Annotated in this window: 21 protein-coding genes; 10 read left to right on the plus strand and 11 right to left on the minus strand. The window is 52.6% G+C overall.

Features of this window, described 5'->3' with window-relative positions; all coding sequences use genetic code 11:
- The first annotated feature begins 73 nt into the window (after positions 1 to 73).
- The gene (gene pfkA, locus ACAW75_RS17660) at positions 74 to 1,051 is read left to right on the plus strand and encodes a 6-phosphofructokinase (RefSeq protein ID WP_370730072.1); all 978 of its coding nucleotides are present in this window, start codon (positions 74 to 76) and stop codon (positions 1,049 to 1,051) included.
- 83 nt (positions 1,052 to 1,134) lie between these two features.
- Here the strand turns inward: pfkA and ACAW75_RS17665 are convergent, their stop codons facing one another.
- The 6 genes from ACAW75_RS17665 to ACAW75_RS17690 form a co-directional block, all read right to left on the minus strand.
- Complete coding sequence (locus tag ACAW75_RS17665; protein ID WP_370730073.1) at positions 1,135 to 1,623, minus strand: DUF5606 family protein; 489 nt, start codon at positions 1,621 to 1,623, stop codon at positions 1,135 to 1,137.
- Between the two features lie 74 nt (positions 1,624 to 1,697).
- The gene (gene yihA, locus ACAW75_RS17670) at positions 1,698 to 2,336 is read right to left on the minus strand and encodes a ribosome biogenesis GTP-binding protein YihA/YsxC (RefSeq protein ID WP_370730074.1); all 639 of its coding nucleotides are present in this window, start codon (positions 2,334 to 2,336) and stop codon (positions 1,698 to 1,700) included.
- 96 nt (positions 2,337 to 2,432) lie between these two features.
- Entirely contained in the window at positions 2,433 to 3,572 is a 1,140-nt protein-coding gene (gene moeB / locus ACAW75_RS17675) for a molybdopterin-synthase adenylyltransferase MoeB (RefSeq protein ID WP_370730075.1), read from the minus strand.
- A gap of 265 nt (positions 3,573 to 3,837) precedes the next feature.
- Positions 3,838 to 5,040 (minus strand): N-acetylmuramoyl-L-alanine amidase family protein, encoded by a 1,203-nt coding sequence (locus ACAW75_RS17680; protein ID WP_370730076.1) that lies wholly within the window; start codon positions 5,038 to 5,040, stop codon positions 3,838 to 3,840.
- Positions 5,041 to 5,124: 84 nt separating this feature from the next.
- A complete protein-coding gene (locus ACAW75_RS17685; RefSeq protein ID WP_370730077.1) occupies positions 5,125 to 7,203 on the minus strand; it encodes an insulinase family protein in 2,079 nt (692 codons plus the stop codon).
- A gap of 100 nt (positions 7,204 to 7,303) precedes the next feature.
- A complete protein-coding gene (locus ACAW75_RS17690; protein ID WP_370730078.1) occupies positions 7,304 to 8,731 on the minus strand; it encodes a M16 family metallopeptidase in 1,428 nt (475 codons plus the stop codon).
- A 282-nt stretch (positions 8,732 to 9,013) separates the two neighbouring features.
- On the opposite strand from ACAW75_RS17690, the gene ACAW75_RS17695 reads away from it, so the two are divergent.
- Positions 9,014 to 9,394 (plus strand): VOC family protein, encoded by a 381-nt coding sequence (locus ACAW75_RS17695; RefSeq protein ID WP_370730079.1) that lies wholly within the window; start codon positions 9,014 to 9,016, stop codon positions 9,392 to 9,394.
- Between the two features lie 13 nt (positions 9,395 to 9,407).
- Here the strand turns inward: ACAW75_RS17695 and nhaD are convergent, their stop codons facing one another.
- Positions 9,408 to 10,706, minus strand: coding sequence for a sodium:proton antiporter NhaD (gene nhaD, locus ACAW75_RS17700; protein WP_370730080.1), 1,299 nt, complete (start codon positions 10,704 to 10,706; stop codon positions 9,408 to 9,410).
- Positions 10,707 to 10,879: 173 nt separating this feature from the next.
- Here nhaD and ACAW75_RS17705 point away from each other — a divergent pair, with 173 nt between their 5' ends.
- On the plus strand, positions 10,880 to 11,254 hold the full coding sequence (locus tag ACAW75_RS17705) for a hypothetical protein (RefSeq protein ID WP_370730081.1): 375 nt from the start codon (positions 10,880 to 10,882) through the stop codon (positions 11,252 to 11,254).
- 31 nt (positions 11,255 to 11,285) lie between these two features.
- Positions 11,286 to 12,485 carry a DUF748 domain-containing protein gene (locus ACAW75_RS17710; protein WP_370730082.1) on the plus strand — a complete coding sequence of 400 codons (1,200 nt, stop codon included), beginning with the start codon at positions 11,286 to 11,288 and terminating at the stop codon, positions 12,483 to 12,485.
- A 48-nt stretch (positions 12,486 to 12,533) separates the two neighbouring features.
- Here the strand turns inward: ACAW75_RS17710 and ACAW75_RS17715 are convergent, their stop codons facing one another.
- Entirely contained in the window at positions 12,534 to 13,706 is a 1,173-nt protein-coding gene (locus ACAW75_RS17715) for a cation:proton antiporter (protein ID WP_370730083.1), read from the minus strand.
- Between the two features lie 146 nt (positions 13,707 to 13,852).
- Here ACAW75_RS17715 and ACAW75_RS17720 point away from each other — a divergent pair, with 146 nt between their 5' ends.
- The 4 genes from ACAW75_RS17720 to ACAW75_RS17735 all read left to right on the plus strand — a co-directional run bounded on the left by ACAW75_RS17720 (position 13,853) and on the right by ACAW75_RS17735 (position 17,484).
- Positions 13,853 to 14,887, plus strand: a complete 1,035-nt coding sequence (locus ACAW75_RS17720) for a dipeptide epimerase (protein WP_370730084.1) — start codon at positions 13,853 to 13,855, stop codon at positions 14,885 to 14,887.
- 23 nt (positions 14,888 to 14,910) lie between these two features.
- Positions 14,911 to 15,972, plus strand: coding sequence for an aminotransferase class I/II-fold pyridoxal phosphate-dependent enzyme (locus ACAW75_RS17725; RefSeq protein WP_370730085.1), 1,062 nt, complete (start codon positions 14,911 to 14,913; stop codon positions 15,970 to 15,972).
- A 123-nt stretch (positions 15,973 to 16,095) separates the two neighbouring features.
- Positions 16,096 to 16,623 (plus strand): hypothetical protein, encoded by a 528-nt coding sequence (locus ACAW75_RS17730; protein ID WP_370730086.1) that lies wholly within the window; start codon positions 16,096 to 16,098, stop codon positions 16,621 to 16,623.
- A gap of 39 nt (positions 16,624 to 16,662) precedes the next feature.
- Positions 16,663 to 17,484 carry a lytic transglycosylase domain-containing protein gene (locus ACAW75_RS17735; protein WP_370730087.1) on the plus strand — a complete coding sequence of 274 codons (822 nt, stop codon included), beginning with the start codon at positions 16,663 to 16,665 and terminating at the stop codon, positions 17,482 to 17,484.
- 87 nt (positions 17,485 to 17,571) lie between these two features.
- Here ACAW75_RS17735 and ACAW75_RS17740 read toward each other — a convergent pair whose 3' ends face one another.
- The 3 genes from ACAW75_RS17740 to mutS form a co-directional block, all read right to left on the minus strand.
- On the minus strand, positions 17,572 to 18,024 hold the full coding sequence (locus tag ACAW75_RS17740) for a YybH family protein (protein ID WP_370730088.1): 453 nt from the start codon (positions 18,022 to 18,024) through the stop codon (positions 17,572 to 17,574).
- Between the two features lie 100 nt (positions 18,025 to 18,124).
- Positions 18,125 to 18,667, minus strand: a complete 543-nt coding sequence (locus ACAW75_RS17745) for a YMGG-like glycine zipper-containing protein (protein ID WP_370730089.1) — start codon at positions 18,665 to 18,667, stop codon at positions 18,125 to 18,127.
- A 161-nt stretch (positions 18,668 to 18,828) separates the two neighbouring features.
- Complete coding sequence (gene mutS / locus ACAW75_RS17750; protein WP_370730090.1) at positions 18,829 to 21,477, minus strand: DNA mismatch repair protein MutS; 2,649 nt, start codon at positions 21,475 to 21,477, stop codon at positions 18,829 to 18,831.
- A 76-nt stretch (positions 21,478 to 21,553) separates the two neighbouring features.
- On the opposite strand from mutS, the gene ACAW75_RS17755 reads away from it, so the two are divergent.
- Positions 21,554 to 22,096 carry an RNA methyltransferase gene (locus tag ACAW75_RS17755; protein ID WP_370730091.1) on the plus strand — a complete coding sequence of 181 codons (543 nt, stop codon included), beginning with the start codon at positions 21,554 to 21,556 and terminating at the stop codon, positions 22,094 to 22,096.
- Positions 22,097 to 22,159: 63 nt separating this feature from the next.
- Positions 22,160 to 22,684: a hypothetical protein gene (locus ACAW75_RS17760; RefSeq protein WP_370730092.1), complete on the plus strand. Its 525-nt coding sequence runs from the start codon at positions 22,160 to 22,162 to the stop codon at positions 22,682 to 22,684.
- The last annotated feature ends 131 nt before the right edge of the window (positions 22,685 to 22,815 follow it).

The raw sequence follows: 22,815 nt of genomic DNA on the forward strand, positions 1-22,815 counted from the left end.
CGGGTAATTTTGCGTGGTTCTGTTGCGAGCCTGATCCCTACCAGTTGTTGTTGACGAAAAAATTGATTGACGAATGAAACGTATTGCTGTGTTTACCTCCGGGGGTGATGCGCCGGGTATGAACGCCTGTATTCGGGCGGTTGTACGCGGGGCGGTCTACCACGGTCTTGAAGTATTTGGCATCCGCCGGGGGTATAATGGAATGATCAATGGTGACATATTTCAGATGACGTCACATTCGGTGAGCAACATTGTTCAGCGGGGTGGCACTATTCTGAAATCGGCACGCAGCAAGGAGTTCATGACCCCCGAAGGTCGGAAGAAAGCCTATGACCAGTTGCAGAAGTTTGGTATCGAAGGCCTCGTCGCCATTGGCGGCAACGGTACGTTTACTGGCGCTACCCTCTTCTTCGATGAATTTGGCATTCCAACGGTGGGTGCGCCAGGCACCATCGACAATGATCTTTACGGCACTGACCATACAATCGGTTTCGATACGGCCGTAAATACAGCCCTCGAAGCTATTGATAAGATACGCGACACGGCCGACTCGCACGACCGGATCTTCCTCATCGAAGTGATGGGCCGCGATTCTGGCTACATCGCGATCCAGTCAGGTATTGCTGGTGGCGCCGAGTTGGTTATGGTACCCGAGGTGCTAACACCGATATCCGAAGTGGTGAATATTCTCCAGCAGGGCTTCAACCGCAGTAAGTCATCCTCGATTCTGGTTGTGGCTGAAGGCGAAGAAGAAGGCAGCGCCAAGGAGGTGGCCGAAAAAATCAGTAAGATGATGGCGGGCCAGGATCTGGATATGCGTGTAACTACTTTAGGCCATATTCAGCGTGGCGGTATTCCAACGGCCTATGACCGGATCCTTGCCAGCCGATTGGGACTGGGAGCGCTCGAGGGCCTCATGAACGGGGAAAAGAACGTGATGGCGGGCGTGATCAACAATGAACTCGTTTACACCCCTTTCCGCGATACTATCCGGCTACCCAAGCCAATTAATGAGGACCTGCTCAGAATGGTGAAAATACTGTCGGTGTAAAAGAGCCGAAGCATTCTTAAAAAGAAGGCCCGAAGTCTAGTAGACTTCGGGCCTTCTTTTTAAGAATGCTTCGGGATTAAAACTTACTCTGCCGCTTTGTCTTCTTCAGCCGCTGTCGATTCGTTAGTCGCTGTTTCGGCAACGGGTTCTTCCGCCGATTGTTCAAAGGCATCGGGGGCATACTGACGGAGAATTGTATACCAGCTAACGAGTTTACGGATATCAGTGTCGCGGACCCGCTCACGATCATAATCAGGCAGAACCTGGTCCATGAAATCGGCAAGTTCAGCGCCGTCTGATTTAGACGTTACCGGCAACTCGTCGCCAAACGTGTCAGCCACCATCATCAGGATGTCGCCTAGCGGTACCGACTGCTCATTCTGGGGAGAATCTGGCCGGTCAACATACATAGAAATGTCGTTGAGTACAGATACGCGAGCCTGAGGGCCCATCATTGTTTTGGTTTTTTTGGCGTCGATGGTTTCGACGATCACACCCGAACGACCGGGCTTTACAATCCGGTACAGGCCGGGATAACCCGAGATATTGGCAATGGTTTTTAGTGCTTCCATATGTAGCGGCAAAGGTAAGGCTTTATCTGTTCAGGCAGATGCCAGAGGCCTCACTTTGGTTGTCCAGTTCAGCATCAGGCTTTCTTTGTGGTTGGGTTTACTAGCCACTCACCATTCAGCTCGTCAATGTAATTGAGGACGTCTTCGCGGCCTTCGCCCGTAACGGCCGAGGTTATGTAGTAGTGGGGAAAGGTATCGAAAATAGCGGCCATCGCCTCCCGGTAAGCGTCCAGGGCCAGTTGCCGCCCACCCGACTTAAGCTTTTCTGTTTTGGTGAAAACGATCACAAACGGAAGTTCCTCTTCCCCCAGGCGGGTCATAAAATCAAGGTCGATTTTCTGCGGGGGAATCCGCATATCAATCAACACGAAAATGCACTGAAGATTGGAGCGGCTGGTTAGGTAACCCGTGATGATGGAAGCGAACTGGTCACGAATCGATTTTGGCACTTTAGCAAAACCGTAGCCAGGTAGATCGACTAAAAACCAGGACGTTTCTCCTTTTATATCATTTATTTTAAAATGATTGATCAACTGGGTTTTGCCTGGTTTTCCTGAGGTCTTAGCCAGGTCGGGCCGTTGCACGAGGCGGTTGATCAGCGACGATTTACCCACGTTGGACCGCCCAATAAAGGCGTATTCCGGCCGGTCTGGTTTAGGGCATTTTGCTGGATCTGTATTACTGATAACGAACTCGGCCTGATGAATTTTCATAGAGATGGCGACTACTAAAGCGTACAAAGGTACGTTATGCTGCGCTGTCATTATGCCTGGCGTCATTACCTGGCCATCAATGACAGCGCAGGATGTCTAATACGTGGCCATTTCGGGTTCTATCTGCTGCGCCCAGGCGTTGATACCCCCATCCAGGTTATACAGGTTGGTGTAGCCACTCTGCGTATACAGGTAATTCGCCACGTTGGCCGATCGAATGCCGTGGTGGCAGTAAATAATCACCGGTATGTCGGTTGGAATCCGCTTCCGATCTGCCGCTGCCGTAGCGGCAATCATCCCCACCGGAATCAGTACGGCCCCGTCGAGGTGGCACAGGTCATACTCTTCGCGCTCGCGCACATCGAGCAGGAATAGATTCTCGCCCTGTTCAAGCCGGTCGGCCAGGGCACGGGCAGTTATTTTCTTGGGGGCCTCGTTCACTGACTGCGCCGATTTCTGACGATCGGCAATACCCTGCCGGGCCATTTCAGCGGCCTCTGCCCGACGGCGAATCCGTATTGTCCGGCTGGTATGCGAAAGCAGGTCGGTCATCAACAACTTGTCGGTAAGCGGCTCGCCTATTCCGGTCAGCAGTTTCAATACCTCAGTAGCCTGATAGGTGCCAATGACCCCCGGTAGCACACCCAGGACGCCCGTTTCGGCACAATTGGGGATCTCCATCTGGCTGGGATTTTCCGGAAACACACAACGGTAAGTTGGTCCACGCTGACCATCGGGCAATTCAGCGTTAAAAATGGCAACCTGCCCCTCGAAGCGGTGAATAGCGCCGTAAACGAAGGGTTTATTCAGGGTTACACACCAGTCGTTGACCAGGTAACGCACCCCGAAATTGTCTGTGCAGTCGACCACCACGTCGTAGGCGTCGATTAAGGCGCGGGCGTTGGTTGAGTCGAGCGCCTGTGCGTGCGTATCGAAGCGCAGGTCAGGATTGAGCCGCTGTAGGTGAGCCACCGCTGCTTTGGCCTTCGGCTGCCCGATATCGCTGGTTGTATAAAGCACCTGCCGCTGCAAATTGCTCAGGTCAACTACGTCGGGATCGACCACGCCGATCCTGCCAACACCGGCGGCGGTTAAGTAGAGTAAAACAGGGCAACCAAGGCCCCCGGCACCCACGACAAGAACGCGGGATTTTTTGATGATCAGCTGGCCGTTTAGTCCCCATTCGGAGAGGTTCAGGTGTTTTTGATAACGGGTTTGTTCAGATGGGGTTAACATGGGGTCGGCGCGGTAATATAGGCTGATTAAGGAACGTAATATGGACCCGGTTTTTGTCAGTTCTGGCGATAAAATCAACAGATTTTTTTTTGGCTGAAAGCACGCAGGCACCTAACCGGTGTAGTCAAAACAAATGCCCTCTTAATCTACTGATCATCTATGTATTTACGGAAAATAGTTACTCAACGTTGCCTGGCAGCCGAGAGTAGTTAATCTTTTAGCAGGCAAATTCGTACAGGACGCCTTCGTAGCTGGCAAATGGTCATCACCGCACGCGGCTCAGGCCTTTGGCAATACGTTTGGCCAACTGATCGCGGAAAGAGGGGTCAATAATAAGCGCCTCATCGAGGGCATTGCTTAAAAACGGACCTTCTACCAGCACATTGGGGTAATCGGTGGGGCTACTGAAAAAGAAATTGAAGTGCCCCACGTTCCCAAATTCAGACACCGGCAGCCGAGCCAGTAACTCGGCCAGGACGGATTGGCTCCAGGGCCGAAAACCGACGTGTTTGTAGTACGTGCTTACGCCCCGTACCGCGGCACTACCCGACGAGTTAAAATGAACGCTGACAAGCAGGTTTGGCATCAATTTACGCAGGGCCATGATCCGGTCTGTGGTGCCAAGTGTCGTGTCTGTGGTGCGTACCATAACCACGCGTGCCCCGGCGCGTTCCAGGTACGTTGCCAGCCGCTGGGCAACATCGAGCGTCAGGTTTTTTTCCAGTTGCCCCGACTTTTCGCCTTTGGCGCCTGTGTTGCTGCCGCCATGTCCCGCGTCGACGGCAATGACCAATCCACGCAAGCGTCGCCCTGAGGGAGGCCTCCGAAGCCGAAGCAGGAGTGTCGATTTCTGGTAATACAGCGAATATCCCCAATGAGCCGGACCGCGTTTGGGAGCACGTAAGGCCACAAATACGCGAATGTGCTCGTCGGCTACCTGCTCAAACCACACTCGCTCAATGGTTTGCACCGACCGGAGCTGGGTGATCCAGTTGGTGTTGATCGTTGCGCCAAAAATATCGAGTACAACCCGGTCAGGCGCTACTTCCTGCCGGCTTTGATAAGGTAATCGTTCGGGCAGGCGAATGGCGACATAATCGTACAGACTATCACCCGAAACGGTCCAGTTGCCGGTCAACAGGCTGGGACCGGGAAGCAATTTCCTGGGTACGTTGCTCGTGTCGATTATCGGAAAGACTGAGTCGGCACGTACCTGTTCGGTGGGTACGTAGGCGGTTTGGTTGGGGGCAAGCTGCACCCGGTAGAGCTTATCGGTGAGGCCGGTGATGTGCAGTACCACACCCGAATCGAGCGTTTCGCGTTTGGCGCCGCCAAGTCGGTCGGTCCCGGTGCCATAATACAGGTTGGTGAGCGCAGTTCGGGTGCGGGCCGTCAGCAGTGTATCCCGCACGGGCGATACCTGGGCAAAAGCAGTAAAAGGAAATAAGAAAAGGAGAAGTTGCTTCATAAACGAATATAAACACAGAGCCACAGAGAACGCAGAGAAAGACCCTCTGTGCACGCTGTGGCTCTGTGTATTGCTCTTACTTGTTTAGTTAACGCTGAACTCTGAATCCGCCAGCCCTTTGTTGACCTCCACCTTATCAACCGACAGGGTCAGGGTCATCGGGCCCATTGGCATTTTGGTCGTGTAAGGCACCTTCACTCCATTCACGTCTTTGTAGTTGTCATAACTGACTGTCTGAACTACGTCGCCCTGAGGCGCTTTCACGGTCGAGACGGTCTGGAGTTTCAGGCCTGTAGCTGCATCGTAAAAATCAGTCCAGTCGAGGCCGTTGACAGTCGTGTTTTTGATCTTGAAGGCGTCTTTCCCATCAACTTTTTCAGTGCCGTCCAGCGTGCTGACGACCTTGTTCTGCGTGTAGCGTAGTTCGGGGAACAGGCCACCCTGAATCAACGCCTGATCGGCGTCTTTACCTTCTACTTTCGAGGTGGTACCGCGCATGGTTCGTGCTACCGACTGACCGTCGGTAACTGTTTTGAAGAGTTCCATCCCCATTGCCGAGGCAGACATGACTGATTTGTTTGGTGCTTTCGATTTACGGATCATGGTCATGGCATTGCCCTGGATTTCCGTACTCATCTGCATCGTCATGTCCTGAATTTTGAGCAGCGCCTCTTTACCGCCAATGGCCGCAATGTACTTGTCGATAACCTGCTGGGCGGTCATACCGACAGGCACTGCTTTGGCTGCTTGCGGCGCCGCCACAGGATTGCCTTTGCTATCGAAATACTCAATGTCGCCAAACCGTTTCAGCTTATCGGCAATCTCGCTGGCTTTGCCAACCACGACGATAATCGCGTTATCGGGCCGGATAAATTGCTTACCTGCCGAGGCCACATCCGCTTCGGTGATGGCATCTACGTATTTCAGGTAATTGGGGAAAAAATCGGTTGGCAGGTTGTAGCGGGCCGTATTGATGGCAAAGTTGGCCACGGTTTGCGGGTCTTCGAGCGTGAAAATGAAGTTACCGCCAAACGCGTTTTTGGTCTGTTTCAGCTCGGCCGCCGAAACGGGCATGGTGCTGATCGACTTCAGTTCGTTCATGATCTCGGCCACTGAACTGTCGGTTACAGCGTTGCGAACACTGGCACTGGCGCGGAACCGTCCAATCAGGCGGTCGCCCGAGAGGTTCGAATAGGCCCCATAAGTGTAACCATGTTTTTCGCGCAGGTTATTGAACAGCCGGGCTTCTGAACCACCCAGAATGTCGTTCATTACACTGGCCAGAATCGTTTCCTGCGAATACGGCTTCAGTACGACCGGATACACCACGCTGATCACAGACTGTACCGATGAGGGGCGGTCGACCAGCGCGATTTTGGTTTTGCCAATGGCGGCGGGGGCCGGGTACGTTGGCGTAGGTACGGTACCACGCTGCCAGCTGGCGAACGCCTTGGTGACCAGCGCCTTCGCCTGGGCCGCCGTGATGTCGCCCACTACGGCCAGATAGCCAATATTGGGGCGGAAATACGTGTTGTAATACGATTGCACATCGGCAATTGTCACCTTATCGACCGTTTCTTCGGTCTGCTGCTCGCCGTAGGGGTGATTCTTCCCGAACATGACCATGTTGGCAACCTTAGTGGCTATGGCATTCGGGTTGTCTTTCTGCGACGCCAGATTTGATTTGGTCTGCTTTTTCAACTTATCCAGTTCAGCCTGCGGAAACGCCGGGTTCAGTACCACGTCTGAAAGGAGTTCGAACAGCTTGCCTGCATTTTTGCTCAGCGAGCGGCCCGACACGTTGTTGGGCGACGTGCTGATATCGGCACCAATGAAGTCGATCTCTTCATCGAGCTGCTCTTTCGTGCGGGTTTTGGTGCCGTTACGCAATAGCTGACCCGCAAAACCACTAACGCCGGCTTTGTCGCCTTCCAGCAGCGGTTCGGTATCGAGTACCAGGTTTACCGCCACACGGGGCAGTTTGTGGTTCTCGACGACAAATACCTTCAGCCCATTGGGGAGCGTAAAGGTTTCGGGTTTGCCAATTTTTATCTGTGGCGCAGGGGCATCGGCTGGTAGTTTGCTCCGGTCGAGCGTCTGGGCGACGCCGCTGACCGACAGGCCAAACAGGGAAAGACCCAGGAATGTATGTTTGAGTGTCATTGTAGTAAGTGTCAGGTGTCAGGATTCAGGTGTCAAGTGCTTCGCTGCTTAATGAATGAATTGATCAGCGAAGCACTTGACACCTGAATCCTGGCACTATTTATTTTCCTTTTCCTGTGTCTTTACCTTCCGCCGGTTTGGGCAGGTAATACAGTACGACACGATTTTCGGGGCGGAGGTACTGGTTGGCTACCCGACGCAGGTCTTCCTTGGTTACTTTGTTATAACGGTCAATTTCGGTGTTGATCAGGTTCGCGTCGCCGTAATACATTTTGTAGTTGGCCAGGTTTTCGGCAATACCGAAAATGCGGGCGTTCTGGCTCACGAAATTGGTTTCGATCTGATTCTTGACTTTCGTTAGTTCAGCATCGGTCACCAGGTCTTTTTTCACCCGGTCGATCTCGGCGTTCACCGACGTTTCCAGATCGTTGGGCTTAACGCCCTGGTTGGCAACGGCATATGTTAGAAAAAGACCGGCGTCTTCATTCGCCACCGGGAAAGCAGCGGAAAAAACCGCTTTTTGCTGCTTATCCACAATCTCTTTGTTCATGCGCGAACTTTCGCCACCGGCCAGAATCGTCTGCAAAACTTCAACGGCATACGAATCGGGCGTGCCCTGGCCGGGAATGTGATAGGCCTGCACAACAGCCGGTAGCGTAATGTTATCGAAGATCGTATCGCGTACTTCTTTGGTCTGGGCCGGTTCCTTGATCGCTGGCCGATAGATTGGCTTTGTCCCCTTCGGGATTTCGGCGAAATATTTCGTCACCAACGCTTTAGCCTGGCCAGGCTCAATGTCGCCTGCAATAGACAGAATGGCGTTGTTGGGTACATAGAAGTCTTTATAAAACTGCCGGAACTCGTCGATCGTTGCGGCGTTCAGGTGCTCGAGCGAACCGATGGGTGCCCATTGGTAAGGACTGACCGTGTAGGCGTGTTTCAGCACCTCGGTGAAGATGGAGCCATAGGGCTGATTGTCGATCCGCTGGCGTTTTTCTTCTTTCACTACCTCGCGTTGCGTTTCTACCCCTTTCTCGTCGATACGGGCGTGCAACAGGCGTTCCGATTCCAGGTAGAGGCCCAGCTCAAGTTTGTTCGAAGGCATCACCTCGTAATAGAACGTACGGTCCTGGCTGGTGTTGGCATTCAACTGGCCGCCGTTTCCCTTGACGATCTTCATGTATTCGCCCCGCTTGATATTGTCTGACCCTTCAAACAGCAGATGTTCAAAGAAGTGGGCAAAGCCGGTGCGGGTTGTCTGCTCATTTTTAGAGCCAACGTGATACATCATGGTTACGGCCACCAGGGGCGTGCTATTGTCCTGGTGCAGGATCACGTGCAGGCCATTGGGCAGGTCGAATTCCGTGAATTTAATACGGGCCGTAGTTGCCGGAGCCGTAGCCGCACTGGCTGCGCCCGCCTTCACAACGGCCTGAGCAGGTGATAGCTTTGCCGCTTTTTTCGACTGGGCAGGCGCCTGAACAACCAGGCACGTACCTGCGGCCAGCAGCCATAAGGTTCGTTTCATGTGCATTGATTTTCTTGTCATTACTGTGGGTTGCCAACTGGCAGGAGATAAAAATAGCACCTGCGCGTTACATCTGGTAACGACATACCAAACCGATTACACGAAAGGAAAAGAGACGTGGATGAACGGCTATGGGCCGATAGGCGGGAGTCTGATCAAGGCGCACAGTAAACGAGTGAAGAATAGCCTAAAAAAGGCTTTACAGAAGGAAAATGTAAACCGGTCCCGTCGCTAAATGGCGTGAGAACTGTATCTTGACCGGGTATACTAAACCAGACGACAATGAAAAAAGTAACGGGCCTCGGTGGCATATTCTTTAAGTGTAATGACCCACAAGGCATGAATGATTGGTATGCCAACAACCTGGGCCTGACAACCAGTGAATACGGGACGACGTTCGAGTGGCGGCAGGCTGATGACCCGTCGAAAAAAGGATCGACGTCCTGGTGTGCTTTTCCAAACGACACGGCCTATTTCAATCCGTCGGCAAAGCCTTTTATGATCAATTACCGGGTGGAAAATATAGCTGCACTGGTTGACGAATTAAGAAAGGCGAACGTGACTATCATTGATGAAATTGCGGCGTATGACTATGGCAAGTTCGTGCATGTGCTCGACCCGGAAGGCAACATCATCGAGCTCTGGGAACCGAACGATGAATAAGCTGGATCAGCGTTTACCCGAGTAGGGCCAACAGCCCCAGGTACGTGGCTGCGCCAGCCAGATAGCCCAGCAGGGCCAGCCAGCTGATATGGCGGAGATACCAGCCGAACTCGAGTTTTTCCATACCCATAACAGCCACCCCCGCCGCCGAACCGATGAGCAAAATGCTCCCGCCGGTGCCCGAACAATAGGCCAGAAACTCCCATAGTCTGTGATCGGCCGGGTACGTTGCCAGGTCATACATGCCCATGGTAGCGGCCACAATCGGCACGTTATCGACCACTGCCGATACGAGGCCAATGAGCAGCACGATCACGTCCAGATTCCCTACGGTCTCGTTCAGGTACGTTGCCATGGCGCGCAAACCACCGGTAGCCTCCAGCGAACCAACGGCGAGCAAAATGCCGAGGAAAAACAGGATGCTGGGCGAGTCGATGTTTTGCAGGGCATAGGCCGGGGTCAAGGGCTCACGGTGAGCTTCATCTTTGTCGCTGTGGATCATTTCGGAGGCTACCCAGATAGCACCTAATACGAGCATCATGCCCATGTAGGGCGGCAGGCCGGTTACGGTTTTGAAAATGGGGACAAACAACATGCCACCCAGCCCGATGGAAAGCATCAGGCGCCGGTCGCGCCGGGCGATTTTTGTTACATAGGGTCGACTAACCCCTTCCTCGTCGGTCGAGACCACGAAAGCGGTGCTGGCTTCGGGGTATCGGAACGTTAGCACCAGGAGGGGCGTCAATACGGCGACTAAGCTGGGTAGCAGCAGCGTCCTGATGATGTTGGCGGTGGTAATTTGCCCGCCAATCCAGAGCATTGTAGTGGTTACATCGCCAATGGGCGACCAGGCGCCGCCAGCGTTGCAGGCTATGATGGTCATGCCCGCCATGAGCTTTCGCTGGGCTGGATCTCGCACCAGTTTGCGTAGGACCGATACCATCACGATGGCGGTAGTGAGGTTGTCGAGCAGGGCCGATAAAAAGAACGAAAGGCCGCAGGTTATCCAGAGCAACGTGCGGGTATTCCGGCTGGCAATGCGGTCAGTGATCAGCGTGAAGCCTTCGTGGGCGTCGATCAACTCAACAATGGTCATGGCCCCCAGCAGGAAAAACAGGATCTCGGCGATCTCGACCAGGTGATGGCCCAGTTGCTCCCCGACAGCCTGATGATCGGGGCCACCCAGGGCATAAATCGTCCAGCAGAGAACGCCGGTGATCAGTGCTGTGGCTGTTTTATTTACCCGAATCAGGTCTTCCAGCGTGATGAGCAGGTAACCAGCCAGAAACAGGATAAGTAGTGTTGTGAGCATGACGAATAGCCTTTTGAACCGGCCGTGACTGGAAACTGAATGCCCCGAAAATGAATTTTACAGCCCGGTTACTTTGTTAAATGTGGGTCAGACAAAGAAGGCGCTAGCCCAGCGGTACTGCGTAAAAACTAATTGGTGGCCAGCAAAACTAACGCTGCGTGCTCAGTACCGCTATGCTACTGTTAAGCCTGTCGTTGCATTTATTGTTCACTATTGCCGGTTCACCACTAACTGATCACTGTACATTGATACTCGTCACGCCCTGGTTGTGGGTCAACGGAATGACCATCTGGCCGTTTGTGCTGGTGAAACGGCCCAACCCGTCGGCGCAGTTGCTGAACCATGAGCGCATCCACCTGCGTCAGCAGCTCGAACTGGGCATTGTGCCTTTCTATTTGTGGTATTTTGCTGAATATGGCTATTGGCGTGCCAGAGGGCTGGCGCACTATGACGCCTACCGGGCCATTTGTTTTGAGCGCGAAGCCTTTGCCAATGAAGGAAATCTGATGTATCTCAACAAAAGACGGTTCTGGGCGTTTTTGCTATAGTTCGTTACCCTCTCACTATACGCTCAACGCTTTGAAACGATCTGTCAAAATTCTTATCGCCCTGTTGGTAGTGGTGGTGGTGGCCCGGCTCCTGCTGCCCTACTTCGTGCTCCGGTATGTAAACAAAACCCTGGCCCACATGGGCGACTATACCGGTTTTGTCGAAGACATCGATATCGCTTTGCTGCGGGGAGCTTACCAGATTAAGGCGCTGACGATCAAAAAGATAAATGGAAAAGTTAAAGAGCCATTCGTAGAAATTCCCCGTTCAGATCTCTCTGTTGAATGGAAGTCGCTTTGGAAAGGTCGCCTGGTTGGGGAGGTGGAATGCTACGAGCCCGAACTGAATTTTTCGTTCAGTAGTAACGAAAGTACACGCCAGACCGGTGAAGGAGCCGACTGGACACAGGTTGTAAAAGACCTGCTGCCCATCCAGATTAACCGGTTTGCCGTTATCAACGGGCGTATCGACCTGCTCAAATTATTCGCGGCGGCCAATGCTGACCTTTCCCTGCAACACGTTAACGGTGAATTACGCAACATCCGAAATGTGGAAGAAAAGGCGGGTAGTCTGCCGTCGCCGGTCTGGCTCACAGGCGACGTACCTGGCTACGGGGGCACCATGCGGTTCGACGCCAACACGTACCTGCTGAAAGACATTCCTGATTTCAACTACAACATGAAATTCACCGATTTGCAGTTGGTGAAGCTCAATCCGATTGCCCGGCCCTACGCCAATGTCGATTTCGATAAAGGCACCATGAGCGTCTTCTCTGAAATGGCAATGAATGATGGCAAACTGAATGGCTATCTGAAACCGCTCACAAAAGACATGACCATCTTTCGGTTGAAAGAACCCGGTGAACATCGTACGGTTGGCCGTTTCTTTACCGAACTGCTGGCACAGGGGGGCGCCGAAATACTGGAGAACCACAAGCGCGATCAGGTGGCTACCCGTGTACCACTAACCGGCACAGTCGACAACGTTAAGACGCCTATTTGGCCAACCATTTTCGGCGTTTTACGAAATGCCTACGTAGAGGCGTTTGAGCAGAAATTCGATAACGACATTACGTTCACCGATGCGCTTCAGAGCTTTAAAGATGATTTTAAAGAGAAACGGGCCCAACGGAAAGCCGAACGAAAGAAGAACAGAGCTGAACGAAAAGCCGAACGGAAAGAGAAACGTGCCGAACGCAAAGCCGCTCGCAAAGCGAAAGAAAAGGATTGATCGACTCGTAAGCTATTCCTGACGGCAGCGCCAGTGTGCCTGCGTTTCTTAGTCGGCAGGTCTGTAGCGGATGGTGCCAACAGCCATCAGGATAGCAGTTAGAATAACCACCAGCGTCAGAATGCCTTCGCGAAAACCAGTAAGCTTAAGCGCTTGGGGAATGTTGGTATACAGCAGGATCGTGATCAGGCCACGTGGCGCGATCCAGTCGATTGGTCGCCAGTCGCCCGGGTAGAGTACACGAAGCAACGGCCAGCGCACGGCATAGATGACAACGACGAAAAGGGTACTGACAATCAACGCATCGGTATCGATCAGGGAGGTCAGGTTGGTGGCGTAGCCGAAGAGCATGAAAAAGAACGTTCGCACGATGAAGGCCCCTTCGGCTGTCAGATTTTTAAATTGATCGAGTTCCTGCTCAAACAGCTCGCTTTTGAATGTTCGGGCCAGCGCACCCCGGATAAACAGTTCTGTATTATTCAGGAAGAGCCCAAAGATAAGCACCAGTAACAACGACGACAGTTCGTAGATGTTTGCGATAGCATAAACCAGCAGGAGCACCGAAATGATGGGCAGAAACTTAACCGGATGATTAATGCGCCCAATCAGATAAAGCAATGCGAAACAGCAGATCAACGACACAATGCCCATGGTCAGCGTATCGCGGATAAACCCAAATGTGGCCCCCAGTACCGATATGTCGCTTTCGATCAAGAAGTTATAGAGCATGATGCTGATGATCGCAGCAAACGACGACTCGTAGGTGATGAACTCCCGCTTTTCGACTGATAGCGGCCGTACTGCCTGACCAGCAATAGAGCTGCTGACAATGCTGAACGGTAGTGCGTTGATCAGGCATTTATAATACGATTCGTCGAGCAACAGATAGAGCATGGTAGCCAGCACCAGCGTGCTCAGCACAATGGAGGAGAGGGCCATCAGCCCCGTTCGACGAACCAGACTGAGCCGTTCAGGCTGAATGTCCAGGTCCAGTCCACCTTCCAGCACAACCAAGATCAGCGACAACGTACCCAGCGCCGAGAGCGTTGGCGCCACGAAGGGTACCTGGATGTTCAAGGAGTTGGTCAGTAACCGAAGCAGCGCACCCATCAGCAACAACAGTAGCAGTGGTGGTGTTCTGAACCGGCTGCTCAACAGGTCGAAGCCATAGGAGACCAACACAGCGGTGCTTAGGGCAATGATCAGGTAAGAGGTGTTCATCTACAACAGTTTACTGTTTTCTGGCTGCCGGTTTCAGTTTCTTCGCTATTGTGCGAGACCAGGGTCGGGCAGCGCAACAGCAGACAATAAACTTCTACATGTTGGCAAGTTAAGCGGGATTAGCCCGGATTGCGTAATTTGTCGGCATGGAATTGCTGCTACATCGCTTCGACCTACGTCTTCGCCATACCTTCACAATTGCTCATGATAGTCGTGACATACAAAAAACGTTGATCGTTGAACTGCGCGATGGCGAACTGAGTGGCTTTGGCGAAGCCACCGCAAACCCATATTATGGCATCACGATCGACCGGATGATTACGGATCTGGGGCAGCTCCGTCCGCAGATCGAGTCGGGTGAATGGGTGGCTGCTGAAGCGTTATGGGCGCAGGTGCACGACGCCCTGGCAACTAATCCGTTTGCACAGTGTGCCCTCGATGAAGCTGCTCATGATTTGGTCGCGAAACGGATGGGGAAGCCGCTTTATGCTCAGTGGGGGCTTGATCCATCGCCTATTCCGCTGACCAATTTCACGATTGGCCTGGATACGCCCGAGATCATGCTGAGCAAGATGCAGGAGATGCCCTGGCCGCTGTACAAAATCAAGCTGGGCCGTGGTGATGATGACCTGGCTTTGCTCCGGTTGCTCCGGCAACAGGCCAATACCGAACGCGGCCCCGTCCGGTTTCGGGTCGATGCCAACTGCGGGTGGACGGCCGAACAGACCCTGGCCTACGGACCAGAACTGATCGATCTTGGCGTTGAGTTTATTGAACAACCGCTGCCCGCCGACGATTGGGCGGGAATGGAACGGTTGCGAGCCGACAGTCTGCTGCCCATCATTGCCGACGAGAGCTGTATCACAGAAGCTGACGTAGCCCGTTGTGCCGACTATTTTCACGGTATCAATATCAAATTGACAAAATGCGGCGGCCTGACGCCCGCCCGTCGCATGATTGCCGAGGCGCGCCAGCGTGGGCTACGCGTGATGGTGGGCTGCATGACCGAATCGAGCGTGGGCATTTCGGCCATTGCGCACCTGCTGCCGCTACTCGATTATGTGGATATGGATGGCTCGTTGCTGATCACCAACGACCCGGCCACCGGGGTGACTTTTGATTTTGGTCAGGTACGTTATGCCAACGAAAATGGTACCGGAGCGGCGCTGATCCAGCGTTAAATCAGTTCATATCTACCCGCCCAATGGCTTCACCTGTGTCTACTCCGCCCGCTACGTTTCTGATCGATCACCTCCCCAATCGAACTATCTGTTACGAGGGGCAGACATACCTGTTCTTTTCGGGTACGTCGTATCTGGGCATGGCCCAGCACCCTGCTATGCAGGCATTGTTGGCAGAGGGCGTGTTGCGATATGGGTTGCAATTTGGTTCTTCACGGAACGGGAATTTGCAGTTACAGGTATTCGCCGAAGCCGAACGTAAACTGGCTCAGTCGGTTGGCGCACCGGCCGCACTGACTGTCTCGTCGGGTATGCTGGCTGGGCAGGTTGTTGTTGACTGGCTGGCAGCGCAGGTAGGACCAGCGGCTGTTGGCTACCAGGCTCCGGGTACGCACCCGGCCCTCTGGCATCCGCTGCTGAAAAAACACACAACCGCGTTGCCGTTGAGTAACGGGCCACTTCCTGCCTACGTGCTTACGAACTCCATCGATGCCATTCGATCAAAGCGATACCCGTTTGACTGGCTGGCCGACCTGCCCACCGATCAGACGATGTATCTGGTCGTCGATGATTCGCATGGGATTGGCGTGTTGAATAACGGACGCGGCATCTGGCCGGAGTTATCGGCCCAGGTAGCTACCCGTCCCAACATACGACTACTTGTCACTGCTTCACTGGCCAAGGCAATGGGTTTGCCTGGCGGTGTGATTTTCAGCGATCCAGGTACGTTAGCCGCTTTGCGCCAAACCGCCTATTTTGGAGCCTGTTCGCCTATGCCACCCGCCTACGCCCATGCGTACCTACAGGCAGATACGCTATACAGGGAAGGATACCAACGACTTGTCAATAACATCGCTCACGCTGAAAGGCTGCTCAGACCAACCGGCTTGTTCAGTCAGGCCGAAGGGTACCCGGTCTTTTACACGGATCATGACGAAATAGCGACCCGACTGCTCGATCAAGGCATTTTTGTTTACTCATTTGCCTATCCGACTGCCGCCGACAAGCCGAATACCCGCCTTGTGATCAGTGCTTTCCATCAGCCTGAAGACATTGAGAAGCTGGCAGCAGCCTTGCTGATGTAACAAAGACAGTGGGGCTACATGAATCGGTTCTGATGGTTGTTTACACTATTTTAAGGTATCGGATGTATGGAATTAGCCCTGTTTCGTTATCCATGCATAAATAGCCTAAAACCGTCAACCGTCATGAAAACAATTACACCAGCTCAGGCCGATCAGCTCCGTACCCATTTGTACAAATCAGGCGCCACTCCATCGCAGGCGTCGTCCTTGCTGCCTCTGTTTTGCCAGGAAATCGAGCACTTTATGTGGATCGGCCTACCATTTGACGTAGCCCTCGATAAGGTTCAACTCGAAGCTGACTACAATCCCGTACAATACCTGCGCGAAAAACACGCCACTAAGCTGGTTGCCTCAGACGACCAATTGCAGGAGCTTGATCTGGACGAAATTGTATTTGCCAATCGGAATCGTGCCTACGGCGCGTACGATTTGCGGAAAGCCTACAATAGAGCGGTGGTCAATGCACTGATGATGACATTGGGGCTCGTTTTTATGATTCTGGCGGCCATAGAAGCGTATCAGCAAGGTAAATGGGTCTATGCCAGTTGGGGCGGCGGTGCCTGGATCGCCGGTATATTCCTGGTTGCCTTTGCTAGTTTTCGGTTCTATGTAGAGCGTATTACGCTGGTTATGAACGAAGAGCAGCAATAAGGGGAGAAGCGACGCACTATTTTGGGCGAATGAGACGTTATGTCTATTCACCAAGTAGAGTATGTCTTGATTAAACGAGTTGGTTTCTCCTTGCTGATGGCGTTAGCCCGGCCTGCTGCCGTGGCAGCCACCAAAATTACGACTGCGCCCCTTGCGCCGAAAGAAAACACCTGGGAACAGCCTACCTTACTGGTCGTCAATAATCCCGCTCTCACGCTGACCAGCCCTGCCTGGCCCGATGGGCAAAGCCTGATTCCTGCCGAGACAGAATTTCCGTTGCTGGATGTCAATTTCTGTGGCGAGGCTATGCCACTTGATCAGGCCGATGTTGTTTCACGCTGGAAACACGTTTTTACGCTGTTCAGGCCGCAATCGCCAAAAATAGATGCGCTGCATAAACAAGCCGACGCGTTCTTCCCAATGGTCGATTCAACATTGGCAGCCTATGATATTCCCGCCGACTTTCGCTATATCCCGCTTGCCGAAAGCGGGCTGAAATCAAAGGCGGTATCGCCAAAGGGGGCGGGCGGCTATTGGCAATTGATGCCAGGCACCGCTCGCGAATTAGGTCTGAAAGTAGGGGGGAGGCATGATGAGCGCTTTAATGCCCAGAAAGCAACTGCCGCCGCCTGTAAATACTTACGAAAATTATACGACCAGTTTGGGTCGTGGTCGCTGGTAGCGGCGGCTTATAATGTTGGCCCCGGGTACGTTAAAGCGCAGCTGAAAAAACAGGCTGACTGTAGCTATTACCAGATGAAGCTGCCGCGCGAAACACGCTATTACCTGTTTCGCGTCTTGCTCTATAAAGAGATTCTATCACGCCCAACCGATTATACTGCTTTCCTGACGGGCGTCTAGAAACATCATCTGCTTCGCATTGTCAGGTAGGCATTGGTCGCAAAAACAACGAATGACTACCTGACAATGCGAAGCAGATGATGTTTTTTATTGTTTCGCCCTGACTGGAAGGTCTTCTAACTGAGCATAGCTGAGCTTCCAGCTTTCATCGGCGCCTTTTTTCCAGAGTAGCATGAAGTTCCCTTCGCCAAGTCCGCCGGGTTCGCCGGGGGCTTCCGGCATTACATCGACCGAGAACGTACCTGCTTCGTAGGCGATCTGTGTATCGGCCACGGTGCTGACTGTGCTTGTTTTTAAGTTGCTGATGGTTGGCAACGTAGCGCGCACCCATTTTTCAGCCACTTCTGATTTCCCGGTGAACCGGGTATCACCTTGCAAAAACTGCACATTATCGTCGAGTAGGGCTACTACTTTATCGGTCTCTTTGTTATTCCAGGCCTGAATAAACTGTTGGTTCAGGGCCGCTACGTTGGCAGGCTCGCTTTTTTTGCAGGAGGCAAACAACAGGGCCACCGCGAGGAATTGAATGATCGTCTTCATAGGAAATGGTGTTTTATGTGGAATTATGTTACAACAGGTGGCCAATCAACGCGCCAGACAGCGCGTTGATTAGTACCAGTACGAATACAGAACGCACAGATTACCAGCTTTTGCGGCGGTATTCAGAGGTGGCGTAAGCCGTGTTGGGGTCGCCGTATGATGTATTGAGCAGAAAGCCGTTACGTACCAGTGGGATAACTACCGGCGCTGGCGCTGCCAGCAGGGCGGTCTGTGCCGTAGCGGGCGCTGACACTTTGGTGATCGGGGCCGCTTTGTGTACGCTGGCAGATCGGCTACGATTCGACGTACCTGAACGCATCTCCCGATTTTCGGTCGCCGTCCGGGCGGCGTATTCACGGTCTTCAGCAGCCCGGGCCGCCGCCGCCGCTTTTTTGTGGCGGTTGTCGATTACTTTACCAATGCCATACCCAGCGGCGGCACCTACGGCAAGGCCCACACCGGCGCCAACTTTACGGTCGCGTTTATTGATGATAGCACCAGCTACACCGCCCACACCAGCACCGATCGCAGTGCCTTTGGCCTGAGGGTTCCACTTCTTTTGAGCTACGCTTTGCGTGGTTGCGAATAAACTGACAACAAATGCCAGCAGCAGAGCCAGGGAGATAGTTCGTTGAGTTTTCATCTCTACAGTTGTTTAAGCGTGAATAAATACTTGTTTGATTCTTGGACAGAGTGCTGTCGACAAGGTTTAAACAATTACCTATTTATGCCCATATTCAACGTAGGATAAGTCGTGATTGTTTGTAATCCGATTGTATGAATGGTCTGGAAAGCCGTTCTCCGTCACGCCAAAAGATTAAGTAACTCATTGAGTTTCAATAGGGCTTCGATAGGAGTGAGGCGATTAACGTCAATGGTGCGCAGTTTGTCTTTAATGGCTTCCGATTTTGGATCCCCGGCTTCAATAATACGAAGGGCCAACTCGCGTTCAGTACCAGCGCCAGCTTCGCGGATGGCTTCTTTGTTGCCTTCGCGCTGATGCGACGCCTCCAACTGCGTTAAGATATGACCCGCCCTTTTTACCACACTGCCCGGCATACCCGCCATTTGGGCTACATGAATACCAAATGAGTGTTCAGAGCCTCCTTCCTTTAATTTCCGCAGAAAGATAACCTTGTTGCCCACCTCCTTCACCGCCACGTTGTAATTACGAATGCGGGGCAGATCGGCGGCCAATTCATTCAGTTCGTGATAGTGTGTAGCAAACAGCGTCTTAGGGCGACAGTCCGTATTGTGCAGGTACTCCGTGATAGCCCAGGCAATTGACACCCCGTCGTAGGTGCTTGTGCCCCGGCCAATCTCATCCATCAATACCAGGCTGCGCTCACTCAGATTATTCAGGATACTGGCTGTCTCCGTCATCTCGACCATGAACGTACTCTCGCCCCGCGATAGGTTATCGCTGGCACCCACCCGCGTAAAAATTTTGTCGACAATGCCAAGCTGGGCCGACGAAGCAGGCACAAAACTACCCGCCTGTGCCATCAGCACTATCAGGGCTACCTGCCGCAGTAACGCCGATTTGCCCGCCATGTTGGGGCCAGTGATCACAATGATCTGCTGCGTTTCATCGTCGAGGTGAACGTCATTGGGTACATACGGTTCGCCTGGAGGCAATTGCTGCTCGATCACTGGGTGCCGACCGTCTTTGATCGTCAGTGCTTTGCTGTCGTTTAACTCTGGCCGAACGTACCTGTTTTTCACGGCCACTTTGGCGAACGAGGAAAGCACATCGAGCACGGATATGACGCGGGCGTTTTGCTGAATAGCCGCCACATAGTCGCCAGTAGCCGTTACCAGTTCGCTGAACATGCGCGACTCGATGCTGAAAATCTGATCTTCGGCATTCAGGATCTTCTCTTCGTATTCTTTCAGTTCAGGCGTAATGTACCGTTCTGCATTGACCAGGGTCTGCTTCCTGATCCAGTCGTCGGGTACGCGATTTTTATGGGCATTGGTCACCTCCAGATAATAGCCAAATACCTTGTTATAAGCGATCTTCAGGGAGCTGATGCCCGTGCGCTGAATTTCGCGATCCTGCAATTGCAGTAGGTACTCTTTACCAGAATAGGCCAGTTTGTGGAGCTGATCGAGCGCTTCGTTAATGCCCGTCCTGATCATATTGCCCTGCGTTGAGAGGACGGGCGGGTCATCACGCAGTTCGGCTTCGATCCGATCGACCAAAAAGGAGAGTGGATTAAGCTGATCGGCATATTTTTTCAACGAAGGTGCATCTGGTTGCTGGCTCAGGGCCGTGATCAGCATCTCTTTGATCGGGAGCACATGCTGTAGCGATCGTTTCAACTGCACCATCTCGCGGGGATTGATGCGGCGAACGGCCACTTTCGAAACCAACCGCTCCAGGTCACCAATCTGCCTGAGGTGCGTCAGCATGGCCTCCAGCAACTCGTCATCCTCATGAAGTAACGCCACCAGGTTGAGCCGTTCGTCGATCAGGGCGCGGTCTTTCAGGGGCAGCATCAACCATTTGCGCAGTAGTCGCGCACCCATTGGCGTAACTGTCTGGTCAAGGATTTGAATGAGCGGAATACCGCCTTCCTGTTGGGCCGCCACCAGTTCGAGATTACGAATCGTGAACCGGTCGAGCCAAACGTACCTGTCTTCTTCGAGCCGGGTAACCCGCTGAATGTGTTGCAGGTCTTTATGCTCGGTTTCGTTGAGGTAGTGCAAAATCACTCCGGCTGCAATGATACCGTCAGGGAGGCCATCAATGCCGAATCCCTTCAGCGAAGTAGTCTGAAAATGCTGCCGGAGGTAATTGTAGCCGAAATCGTACGTAAAGGCCCAGTCTTCGAGGGTGAAGGTGTGAAATTTGTCGCCGAATAAAGTGCCAAAGTCGGCCCGGTGCCGCTTGCAATACAGCACTTCCGACGGATTGAAGCTCTGCAACAACTTATCGATGTAAGCGGCATTCCCTTGCGAGGCCAGGAATTCGCCCGTCGAAATATCGAGAAACGAAATGCCGAACTCTTCTGCTCCCTTGCCAAAATGAACGGCGGCCAGGTAGTTGTTCCGGCGGGTGTCGAGCACGTTATCATTGAAGGAAACACCCGGTGTAACCAACTCCGTAACTCCCCGTTTCACGATCCCCTTGGCCATGGCCGGGTCTTCGAGCTGATCGCAGATGGCTACCCGTTCACCAGCCCGCACGAGCTTGGGCAGGTGCGTATCCAGGGAATGATGCGGAAAGCCTGCCAGCTCTTCATTTGATCCACCGTTATTTCGTTTGGTGAGCGTAATGCCCAGAATACGACTGGCCTTCACGGCATCTTCACCAAATGTTTCATAGAAGTCGCCGACCCGAAAGAGCAGAATGGCACCGGGGTATTTGGCTTTTACCTGATTGAACTGCTTGTTGAGCGGCGTTTCTTTAACGGGTTTTTGAGGCTTATTGGGGGCGAGGGTCTTCACTCGGCGTTGTTACGTAGTTTAGACAAATTTACCATTTTTTAGCCGTTCTTCGCGTGGTTTAGCCCCCAGCTTTTGCATGAATACACCTCGAAAACTCAGTCTCGACGAGTTGAACCGTCTATCGATCGACGATTTTAAATCAGTCGAAAAATTTCCTTATTGCCTGCTCCTCGACGATATCCGCAGTCTGAACAATGTAGGGTCGGTGTTTAGAACGGCCGATGCTTTCCGGGCCGAAAAGCTCTACCTCTGTGGCATTACTGGTACGCCACCTCATCGCGACATCACCAAAACGGCCATCGGGGCCACTGAATCGGTTGACTGGCAACACGCCCCCGATATTGACGGGCTGGTAAACAATTTGCAGGAAGCCGGGTATGTACTAATAGCGATTGAGCAGGCTGAAGGAAGCGTGCCGCTACCCAGGTTTAACCCTGACCCAGCCAAACGGTATGCGTTTGTGTTTGGAAATGAAGTAATGGGTGTGCGAGACAGCGTGGTTCAGAAAGCGGATCATGTAGTTGAGATTCCTCAATTTGGCACCAAACACTCCTTGAATATTGCTGTTACGGCCGGCGTGGTCTGTTATGATTTTGTCAATAAAATAACAAAAACTTAACATTAGCCTTGTAATTGTCGTAATTTATACCTATATATTTGTAGATTTTTTTCTAACATAGTCATGGCAAAAACCGACAAAAAACAAAGCCACACCAAGACGCTGGCGGCTGAAATCGTCACTGTAGTTGAAACGAAAGTAGCGGAAGCGGGCGAGGCAACTAAAAAAGTAAAAAAGGCAATTGAGAAATCGGCCGAAAAACTGGCAAAACGCTTAAGTAAGCTCGTCGAGAAGGAGAAGAAGCAGCTGGCTAAACTGACCGCCAAGACTGCCAGGAAAGAAGAAAAGAAAGCGCATAAAGACGCTAAAAAAGCAATTAAGAACGCGTCTAAAGCAGAAAAGAATGCAGCCCGTACAAAAAGCAAGAAGGCCAAAGAGGTTGCTAAAGCCAGTACGCCTGAACTGAAAGCAGTACCCATGCCGGTGGCTAAACCAGCTGCCCCCAAGGCTACTACACCCGCCGCGCCTAAACCCAGAACGACCCCGGCCCCTAAGGCCCCAACAGCTGCCCCGGCGCGTAAAGCGGATCCAGCAAGCCCCGCCTCAACGACTGAAAAAGCTACTTCAACCCAAGAAACACCAGTTTAATACCACAATACATTCCTTTTATATACTTATTGTAGCCCGCTTTGGCGGGCTTTTTTTATTAATAACATAATTTACTGACTGGTATGTGACGGATTAGTATAACTTTACGTCTATAGCCCCGGTCTGCTTTT

This window comes from Fibrella arboris, assembly GCF_041321095.1.
In the GTDB taxonomy this organism is placed as follows: Bacteria; Bacteroidota; Bacteroidia; order Cytophagales; family Spirosomataceae; genus Fibrella; species Fibrella arboris.

Bases quoted from the DNA above. Each gene is read 5' to 3' on its own strand.
- pfkA (WP_370730072.1), top strand. From the start codon at position 74: ATGAAACGTATTGCTGTGTTTACCTCCGGGGGTGATGCGCCGGGTATG.
- ACAW75_RS17665 (WP_370730073.1), bottom strand. From the start codon at position 1,623: ATGGAAGCACTAAAAACCATTGCCAATATCTCGGGTTATCCCGGCCTG.
- yihA (WP_370730074.1), bottom strand. From the start codon at position 2,336: ATGAAAATTCATCAGGCCGAGTTCGTTATCAGTAATACAGATCCAGCA.
- moeB (WP_370730075.1), bottom strand. From the start codon at position 3,572: ATGTTAACCCCATCTGAACAAACCCGTTATCAAAAACACCTGAACCTC.
- ACAW75_RS17680 (WP_370730076.1), bottom strand. From the start codon at position 5,040: ATGAAGCAACTTCTCCTTTTCTTATTTCCTTTTACTGCTTTTGCCCAG.
- ACAW75_RS17685 (WP_370730077.1), bottom strand. From the start codon at position 7,203: ATGACACTCAAACATACATTCCTGGGTCTTTCCCTGTTTGGCCTGTCG.
- ACAW75_RS17690 (WP_370730078.1), bottom strand. From the start codon at position 8,731: ATGAAACGAACCTTATGGCTGCTGGCCGCAGGTACGTGCCTGGTTGTT.
- ACAW75_RS17695 (WP_370730079.1), top strand. From the start codon at position 9,014: ATGAAAAAAGTAACGGGCCTCGGTGGCATATTCTTTAAGTGTAATGAC.
- nhaD (WP_370730080.1), bottom strand. From the start codon at position 10,706: ATGCTCACAACACTACTTATCCTGTTTCTGGCTGGTTACCTGCTCATC.
- ACAW75_RS17705 (WP_370730081.1), top strand. From the start codon at position 10,880: ATGCTACTGTTAAGCCTGTCGTTGCATTTATTGTTCACTATTGCCGGT.
- ACAW75_RS17715 (WP_370730083.1), bottom strand. From the start codon at position 13,706: ATGAACACCTCTTACCTGATCATTGCCCTAAGCACCGCTGTGTTGGTC.
- ACAW75_RS17720 (WP_370730084.1), top strand. From the start codon at position 13,853: ATGGAATTGCTGCTACATCGCTTCGACCTACGTCTTCGCCATACCTTC.
- ACAW75_RS17725 (WP_370730085.1), top strand. From the start codon at position 14,911: ATGGCTTCACCTGTGTCTACTCCGCCCGCTACGTTTCTGATCGATCAC.
- ACAW75_RS17730 (WP_370730086.1), top strand. From the start codon at position 16,096: ATGAAAACAATTACACCAGCTCAGGCCGATCAGCTCCGTACCCATTTG.
- ACAW75_RS17735 (WP_370730087.1), top strand. From the start codon at position 16,663: ATGTCTATTCACCAAGTAGAGTATGTCTTGATTAAACGAGTTGGTTTC.
- ACAW75_RS17740 (WP_370730088.1), bottom strand. From the start codon at position 18,024: ATGAAGACGATCATTCAATTCCTCGCGGTGGCCCTGTTGTTTGCCTCC.
- ACAW75_RS17745 (WP_370730089.1), bottom strand. From the start codon at position 18,667: ATGAAAACTCAACGAACTATCTCCCTGGCTCTGCTGCTGGCATTTGTT.
- ACAW75_RS17755 (WP_370730091.1), top strand. From the start codon at position 21,554: ATGAATACACCTCGAAAACTCAGTCTCGACGAGTTGAACCGTCTATCG.
- ACAW75_RS17760 (WP_370730092.1), top strand. From the start codon at position 22,160: ATGGCAAAAACCGACAAAAAACAAAGCCACACCAAGACGCTGGCGGCT.